The 8,511-nt window shown below is 67.1% G+C and carries 6 protein-coding genes; 3 read left to right on the forward strand and 3 right to left on the reverse strand.

Annotation, left to right across the window (positions count from 1 at the left end):
• Positions 1 to 731 precede the first annotated feature (731 nt).
• The 3 genes from AB0K92_RS26505 to AB0K92_RS26515 are packed head-to-tail and all read left to right on the forward strand — an operon-like array spanning position 732 to position 4,728.
• A complete protein-coding gene (locus tag AB0K92_RS26505; RefSeq protein WP_365926810.1) occupies positions 732 to 2,858 on the forward strand; it encodes a helix-turn-helix transcriptional regulator in 2,127 nt (708 codons plus the stop codon).
• Entirely contained in the window at positions 2,855 to 3,850 is a 996-nt protein-coding gene (locus tag AB0K92_RS26510) for a hypothetical protein (RefSeq protein ID WP_365926797.1), read from the forward strand. Before AB0K92_RS26505 ends, AB0K92_RS26510 begins: the two co-directional genes overlap by 4 nt.
• On the forward strand, positions 3,847 to 4,728 hold the full coding sequence (locus tag AB0K92_RS26515; protein WP_365926799.1) for a DUF6339 family protein: 882 nt from the start codon (positions 3,847 to 3,849) through the stop codon (positions 4,726 to 4,728). The genes AB0K92_RS26510 and AB0K92_RS26515 overlap by 4 nt, the downstream gene beginning before the upstream one ends.
• A gap of 817 nt (positions 4,729 to 5,545) precedes the next feature.
• On the opposite strand, the gene AB0K92_RS26520 is transcribed toward AB0K92_RS26515, so the two are convergent.
• The 3 genes from AB0K92_RS26520 to AB0K92_RS26530 are packed head-to-tail and all read right to left on the reverse strand — an operon-like array spanning position 5,546 to position 8,200.
• Complete coding sequence (locus AB0K92_RS26520) at positions 5,546 to 6,787, reverse strand: DNA cytosine methyltransferase (RefSeq protein ID WP_365926801.1); 1,242 nt, start codon at positions 6,785 to 6,787, stop codon at positions 5,546 to 5,548.
• A 43-nt stretch (positions 6,788 to 6,830) separates the two neighbouring features.
• Entirely contained in the window at positions 6,831 to 7,802 is a 972-nt protein-coding gene (locus AB0K92_RS26525; RefSeq protein WP_365926803.1) for a DNA cytosine methyltransferase, read from the reverse strand.
• On the reverse strand, positions 7,799 to 8,200 hold the full coding sequence (locus AB0K92_RS26530) for a very short patch repair endonuclease (protein WP_365926812.1): 402 nt from the start codon (positions 8,198 to 8,200) through the stop codon (positions 7,799 to 7,801). Before AB0K92_RS26530 ends, AB0K92_RS26525 begins: the two co-directional genes overlap by 4 nt.
• Between the last annotated feature and the right edge of the window lie 311 nt (positions 8,201 to 8,511).

Below are 8,511 nucleotides of genomic sequence, written 5' to 3' on the forward strand. Positions count from 1 at the left end.
CGTATCCGCCCTGGGTGATCCGTCTTTCTCCGTTCGCGTGCTCCGGAATGAGACCGGGATCGACGGCATACGTCCTGAGCACGCGCGAGGACTGGTCGAGCACGGTCTTGATCACGGGGGGCAGTTCGGGAGGCACGGGACTCCGATCCTGGACGTCGATCTGTTATGGAACGGCTCGACGAGTGACTCCGTGCTCGACCGGATCACTCGCATGTCGGTCTGTCAGCACGTCTTAGCGAAGGCTCGATGGAGTGGACGCGGCTGTTGGTGTGACGGTTCCGGTGGTTCGCAGCGTATCCCTGGAGAAGCCGAACGTGGCTCCCTTTCGGGAACGGCTATTCTGCACTGCGGCCTACGCTTTCCGGGTCGACGGGAATTGCGGCGGAGAGGGCTGGCGAAGCGGTACGGAGCGGAAGAACAGGCGAAGGGAAAACGGCACACTTCTGCCAAGGCCTCGGAGAAATGTTTCTCCCGATGCGGGTGGGGCCGCTGCAGGGACCGTACTGGGCAGCGTCGGGGGAACGCAAGAGGGATCCGACAGGGTGTTCGTCGATCCGGGAATCCGGGCATTCGAGGCTGAACCCCCTGAATGTGATGAACGTTGCCCGCATTGTCACGACGATGTCCATGGGGTGTGTCAAAGGTGCTTTGACGCGGGGCGAGTTGTCAAAGAGCCCGCTAGGGTGGGTCCTGCCCGACGCAGGTGGAGCAGGACCGGAGAGCAGGTGACCGTGGAAGCAGGCGAGGACTTCGGTCCATGGCTGGCGCGGCAGTTGAAGCTTGCCGACATGACACAGACGGAATTGGCCCAAGCCGTTGATGTGACACGCGCTGCCGTCTCGGCGTGGATCACCAAACGGGCAACGCCCCGTCCCGAGACGATCGAGCGCATCGCTCGGGCCCTGAACACCGATCTGGTCACGATGCACACGCGCACCACCGACACCCATGCCGGCCTTCCGCTCGCCTGGTACCACCGCCCCGGACACGAGGACGGCGGGCGGGAGCTGGGCAACGCCGCCGCGTTCGCGTTCGATGCCGATGTGTCGGTCCTGGCCCGGGAGACCTGTCAGAACAGCCTGGACGAACGGTTGACGGCCAACGGGCGTCCCGTGCGAGTGCGTTACACCCTGCACGAGCTGACCGGGGAGATGCTCACCCGATTCCGCGAGGCCATCCGGTGGAACGACCTCTACCCGCACTACGAGGTGGTGCGCGCGCAGGACCAGAAGGTCGGCAGGGTCATCGACGCGGGACTGCGCGACATGTACGAGCGTGATCGTCTCGTGCTGCTCAGGGTCGACGACTACAACGCGGCCGGCCTCACCGGCGACGACTACGACGACGGCCGCTTCGCGGCGGTCGTGAGGCGACAGCTCGACAGTCACAAGTCTGGTAGTTCCGCAGGTGGTTCGTACGGGCTGGGCAAGGCGACCATATGGGCGACCAGCCGGCTCGGCCTCGTGCTCATCAACTCCACGCTCTCCGAACCGCACGAGGGCCGCACGGAGCGGCGTCTCATCGGGCGCCTGGACCTTCCATGGCGCCAGGTGAACGGCAAGGCGTGCGCAGGACCGGCCTGGTTGGGGCGGCCCGACCCCGACGTGCCGGGAGGCAAAGTGGTGCGCTCTTGGTGGGCGGACGAGGACACCGTCGAATCACTGCACCTCACGCGTGAGAGCGGTGAGCCGGGCACGTCGTTCCTGATCGTCGGGGCGCATGACGTGGCGAGCCTGGCCGACGACAGTTCCGTGCCCGAGGGCGACGAGACCGAGGACCAGGACAGCATCCAGCGAATGCATCGCAGACTCGTGCAGGCGCTGGGGAGGAACTTTTGGGCGGCGATGACCGGAGGGGGCGAGCAGCTGCCGCTCCTGGAGGCATCCGTGCGCACGCTGCGCAACCGAGATGTGCTCATCCCGGAGGAGCGCGTGGACCCCATGGTGACGCAACCTTCCCGCACTCGCGCCCTCAAGGCGTTTCTCGACGGTACGACCGTGGAACAGCGCACGGAGGCCGGACAGGTCGTGGCGACCACCGTGCCCCTCAACCTGCCTGCCAGGGGTGGCGGGCGGGGCTCCCAGGGCGAGCACCGCGCTGTGCTCCTGGTGACCGACGCCGAGGACGCCGACGGCAAGCTCAATCGTGTTGTGACGATGCGCGGCAATCGCATGACGGTGAAGGACACCGCCGTTCCCGGCCTGCCGATTGCGGTCAATCCCTTCCAGGCCGTCCTACTGGCCGGTGAGGCCGCGGGTCCGGAGGCCCCGTTCGCTGCTGAGGCCGAGGAGTTCCTGCGCGCCGCCGAGCCTCCGGAGCACAACAAGTGGGGTCAGACCGAGGAGCTGACGCTCACCTACTCGCCATCTGCGTTCCGGCGGATCAACTCCCTCACCCGGGAGACCAACAAGGCGATCAAGGCGCTCGTGGCCCGACCCAAGCAGGGGGGCGGAGCAGGGGGTGGGCGCCTGTCCCGGACGCTGACCGTCGGCGCGCCGAAGAGGCGGAGGCAGCTCACGGCGGCGACCATGCCCGTGCTGGAGGAAGTGGACGCCCAGGTGTTGGACAACGGTGCCTGGCAGGTGATCGGGGAAATCAGGGTTCCTGCCGGCGGTCAGGACTGGCGCCTCGTGCCGGTCGCCAAGTTCGACGTGCGCTCAGGTCCGCGCCCGACCATCGCGTGGGCCGAGCTGGTGGGGCTGGACAACTGTCAGGCGGTGGACGGCACTCTGCAGTTCGCTGGCACAGGCCAGGCCACCTTCCGAGGAGTTACCGACCCCACCACACACGCTGTTAGGTCGACTCTGAGCGGCCTGATCGTCGAACTGCGCACCGGTGAAGGGAAGCCGCTGTCATGAAGCTGTTCCCATACCCGCGGCTGCGCGGCACGGTCTCGCTGCGGGTGGACGCCGCGCGCGTCAAGGCACCCGAGCAGCCGCGCGAACAGCTCGACTCCCGCGCGCGTTCCGTGATCGAACGAGTCGTCGCGCTGGGCATGGCCGACACGGAGGACTGGGAGTCGGCCACGCTCACCGTCTCGGCGACGATTCCCGCGAAGGCCACCGAGCCGGGCGGACCGTGGTCCGATGTCGCCGTGGTCGCGGTGCTGACGGACCGGAGCACCAACACCCGTGTCACGTCCAGGCTCGTCCCCGAGGCGGAGGGAGGCCGCGAATGGCGTGGCGAACTGCAGCTGCTTCGTTCCGACGTCTTCGACCGTGCCGGCTTGACGGTTCAGGTGATCGCGACTGTCGACGGCGTACCTGGGCGAATCGTCGGGGAGGCGGCGGACGACTGGATCGTCGACGTGCGCAGCGACACCCCGACCCGACAGCAGAGCTTCGACATCAAGGAGGTCGGGTTCGCCAAGGGACCGCGGTGGTTGCAGAGTTTCGTCGACGTCCCTTGGATCGTGACCGCGGCAGGGGCGCTGCCCACCGTCCACATCAACACCGATTTCGAGGGAATGACAGACGTCCTCGCGACCGAGGGACGGGGGGCCGAGGGCCTCGTCAACGAGATGCTGGTGTCGCAGATGGCCGCCGACGTGTGGACCGCCGTGTTCCACGCGGCCATCGGAGACCTGGAGATCGAGGACGACGGAACGCCCTTGTTCCCGCACGGCTGGCGAGGCGAGGTGCTCAGGGAGATGCTCCCCGACGTCATGGCCGATCGGACCCTCGAGGACGCGTTGCGCGAGGTGCACCGCCGACGTGTCGGCGTGGCGACGGGATGGACGGAACTGCAGCCACGCATCCAGTACGCGGCCATGCGTAGGGCCGAGGTGCCCAGGCGGCTCTCGGAGACCGTGCGCGGCTTGGAGAAGCTCAAGCGTGAGGACGAGGCATGACGGAGAGGCCTGATCACCTGCCCGAGTATCTGGCGCGGCTCGCCGACGAGGAGGCGGCACGGTTCATCACGGACGGGTTGCTTTCCGGCAAGGACAACGTTCCCGTCATCGCCCTCAACCAGGCGGCGCAGTCGCTGCCCGAGAGCCCTCGATGGCGACTGCGCGCGGTTCGGGACCTGATCGACGACGCGATGTACTTGCACCGCGACGGCAAACCGACGCACGTGGACGCCTGGCTCGCCCCCCGACTGCACGCGATCCTGCGGCTGACTCGTGCGGAAGCGGCCGATCCCGCACTGTGGAACTACCTGGCTCTCGGTGTCGCACCCGACTTCGTGGTCTGGAGGCACTTCTCGGAGAAGTGGAAGGCGGCCAACGCCCGATCCTTCAAAGGCCCCAACTACAAGCAGGCCTTCGCGCGGCTGTGGTGGTCGGCCGAGCTGTACCGGGACGGGCCCGACTACGAACCCGTCGTCACGGCGTGCGCCAATCAGGACATGCTGAACACCGTGCTGCGGTTGGACGTCATCGACCACCGACCGACTGCGCAAGCGCTGGTCAGGCTGCTGAAGCGCGGTGTCGTGCGGACAGGACGTGAGGTGAACGCCCTGGGCAAGGCCGTCAACGCGGCAGCCGCAACGCTCATGTACGACGTGATCGCACCGGACACACAGCGCGATGCCGGGGCCGTGCGCAGATGGATCGACGAAGGTGAGCAGGGCGTCTCCGTGCCCCATCGTGCCCTGCCCACGGGGCCGGCCGAGGGGCGTGCACCCGACGAGTCGGTGCGGCGCCTGACGGAACACTTCGAGGAGCTGTTCGCGGACGCGCCGGTGCGGGGTAAGGAGGGCAGCGAGGACTGGACCGAGGACGACTGATGGGGAGCGCCGGTCCGAACAACACCCCCCGCCAAGCGAGTGGGAGTGACGAAGTGGCATGGTTTCTGACCTGATGACGCATCAGCGTGGCCTTCCTCACCGCGTAGTTGACGATCTACTTGCCGGTACGGAGGAGAAAGGGTTCAGCAGTTTGGACCCGGAGGGGTAGGGTATGGCGCAACTCGACTGCCTCCCGGCCCCGTTCGTCTCGGCTGGGTACCGAGGCGTCAGTCCGCCAAGAGGTGAGCTGGCAACACCCCGGGTAGGGAGTTGAGTCGCGATGAGCGGTAGTCGCAAGGGGCGCAAGAGGAAGAGGCGGGATCCGGACTGGTGGATCCCGATCCTTCTGGCGGTCCTGTCGACGATTGCGGCAGTCGCAGGATGCGTGAGTCAGGTAGCCGCCCGCTAGGGTGCCGGTGCTCGGCCGTAGTGCTCGTCAAGTGAGTACGACCGGTTGGTGGACGGCCGAACCCACCTGACGTAAAACGCTCCGAATGTGGCCCGGTGCGGATGGCAGTCCGTGCCGGGCCTTCATTCTTGAAGCGCGAGCACTGTTCCCCGCGGCAACCCAGAGCGCCGCGAGTCATCTGAGCTTGGATCCTAAGATTCGCGGAACTGCGACGCAAGCCGCGAGAAGTGGCGGAGCGCGATGTTCCGATTATGAAGCCGCAGCTCAGAGGGGTGGCGGCAAAATCGGCGTGAAACTTGATTTGACATCGTGCGATTGTCAAATACAAGCTTCGAAGGCGCTTTGCGGACAGCCGAGCAAGTCGGAGTGATGCTCGCCGTCTCTGTCGCCAGCACGCTCTCGGCCGGCTCAGCCTACGGCATTCCGCGGAGGGCGCCATGTCCTGAGTCTCTCGACGGCCTTCTGCTTCCGGCTCTCGTCCAGCTCGAGCGCGGTGCACAGGACGTGGACGGCCAGGAGCGGGGGGATCGCGTTGCCGATCTGCTGTGCGACGTCGGTGCCTCGCCAGGGGTACTCGGCCGGGAACGTCTGCAGCAGGCCAGCCTCACGTAGCGAGAAACGCTCCTGCTCCGGGCCGAGTTCGGGTTCGCCGTTCGAGTCGAAGCCCTTCAGGTCGAACACCTTGTTCCGGCGCACCTTGCCAGTGACCGTGGCTGCAGGCATGTCGGAGGTGCGGAGCCCTCGCTTCTTGGGATCACCTCCCGACCCGTAGTTGGAGCGAACGACGAAGTCCGTGGACCGTGTGTCCCTGAGTGCATCGCCCATGGAGACCCATGGATCGCGCTGCTTGCGCGGCTTGGATGTGGGAGGAGGAGTGAAGAGCGGGGTCTGCCCACCCGCCTCGCTGGGCGCCGCGGGCTCCTGCGGAGAGTTACGCGTCGCTCCCTTGTGGTAGCGCTGATGCGTCAGCGGCGGGAAGTCCAGGAGGCCGCCGCGGGTCCCCCGGTATCGGGCGATCAGGACCGCGCGGCGGCGTGTCTGCGGAACGCCGTACTCCTCGGTGTGCAGTATGTGGCAGTCCGCGTCGTAACCCAGCTCGTGCAGGATGTTGCGGTACGTCGTCCACACGGGCAGGACGGTGGGCACCTGTTCCAACACCACCGCCTCGTAGGGCTCGGCCTTGAGCTTCTTCTCGACGATCCAGCGCAGGGGTTGCAGGACCAGACCGGTGCGCTCGTCGGCCCAGGACAGCTCCTCGGCTCGACGGTTCACCTCGGCCCAGGCGCGTTCCAGAGCTCCGACGCTCTGACTCTGTCCCACGTGCTCGGCGAGCTCCTGCACCTCCGTCAAGGCGTTGTGCCCCTCGCGATTGCCCGCCACCGAGTAGGTCTGGCAAGGGGGACCCCCGGTGAGCACCCGCGCCGAGGAGACCTCGGCGTCGAGCGGGTTCACCTTCGCCACGTCGCGGATCGTGGTGGTGCGCAGGCCTGCGGCCTGGCGGGTGGCGCAGGTCGATTCCTCCCATTCCACACCGATTGTCGGCACGTCAAGCACCTCGGCCGCAATGTCCAGGCCACCCGGTCCCGCGAAGAGATCCACGATTACGGGCGATTCGTCCTGGTTTGCATGGGGGTGAGGTGCTGGGGTCATGAGGTGGAAGTGTAGCCGGCCGGCGGGGATGCGAATCCGTTGTTCAGGAGCGAAGCGCATCGGCTATCGCTCTGCCCAGTGCCTCGCCCACCGGCGGAGGGGAAGCGTGGCCGACCTGCCGATATCGGGCCGTCTTCCTGCCGGTGATCTCCCAGTCCGGGGGAAAGCTCTGCAGCAGGGCCGCCTGGTCCACAGTGAGCTTCACCATGCCTTGCCTGCCGAGCTCCGGTGCCCATTCGAAGTCTGGCCCGGGGATCTCGTCGCCCAGCGAGTGGGCGTTCACTCCGAGCCGCTCCCACTGTCGTTTGGATCCGGTCGGGCCCAGATCCGCCCCGCCGCGGCTCTTCGATCCACCGACGAGCGTCGGAGCCACGGTGGTGGCCTGGGCCGCCCAGCGGTCGGCGTCCCTCCAACCGCGCGATCGCATGGAGGCTGCAAGGGCCTCGCCGACCGAGACATGGTCCACCACGGTGGGAGAGGGCGGTCGGAAGGCCGGGAACCACTGCTTCTTGATCGCCACGAGGACCCCCTGCCTGCGGTCCTGCGGCACTCCGAAGTCAGCGGCGTTCAGGATGAACCAGCTGAACTCGTAACCGAGGTGCTCCAGTTCCGCACGGGCGAACTCCCGGAAGCCGCGGAACCGGTCCGAGTCGACGAGCGACGGCACGTTCTCGAGGAGCAGGGCCCGTGGCCCCACCGCGTGGGCGAGGTAGACGGCGGCCCTCAGCAGCCCCTCTTCCTCGCCCGACTCGGCTCGGCCAGCGGTGGCGTTGGACTTCACCCGAGGCAGTCCCGCCGACAGCAGATCGACGTCGTAGCTTTCCGGGTGCTCGCTCGGGTCGAAGTCCAGGAGGTCGGCCCGGAGAACGTTCCAGTGCTGCCGATTGGCCCGCAGGGTTCGGCAGGCGTCGTCGTCCTCGTCGATCAGCAGTCGCGGCTCGAAGCCGGCCCGTTCCAGCCCCAGGGCGAGTCCACCCGCACCCGAGCACACGTCGACAAAGGTCAGCCCGCTCAATGATTCCTCCCCCGTGCCTGTTCGCCCCTCCGCCGCTCGACCGCAGCCGCGACGCGCAGAGCTACGCCCTCTGGTGCCTCATGCTCCCAGAAGCGCAACACCTCCCACCCGGCGGACCTGAGGTGCTCGGTCGTCTCCGCGTCGCGAGCCATGTTGCGGATCAGCTTTTGCCGCCACCACTCCGCGTTCGACTTAGGCTGCGTGGCGTGCTCGGGGCAGCCATGCCAGAAGCATCCGTCGATCAGTACGGCCACCTTGACCGAGGTGAAGGCGACGTCGATCCGGCGTCGGGCCATGCCCGGCACCGGGTACTCGACGCGGTAACGCATGCCGGCCGCGTGGAGCAGACGACGAACCGCCAGCTCGCAGGCTGTGTCCTTGCTGGCTTGCCTGCTCATGCGTGCCGAGACAGCGGGCGACAACGGCTTCATCGTGCTCAAGACGGCTGTGCCTCACGATCGTGGCTCGGTCCGTTCGAATGATCACCGAGTGCCCGGCGAGTCGATCGCGTGGTCGAAGAGACATGGATCGACTGAGCCGTTGCGCCACGGCTGTGCCGTCAATTCCATCACGGCGCTGGGCGCAACCGCAGCAGAGGTCGATCCGGGGTCGATCTAGGCCGTTTCCTTCGGATCATCGGATCGTTGGTCTGGGTGTGTCGTTGACTGACGCCCAGTGGGCACGCATTGAGCCGTTGCTGCCGGACCGG

Origin of the sequence: Streptomyces sp. NPDC052687, assembly GCF_040678395.1 — a bacterium.
GTDB lineage: Bacteria > Actinomycetota > Actinomycetes > Streptomycetales > Streptomycetaceae > Streptomyces.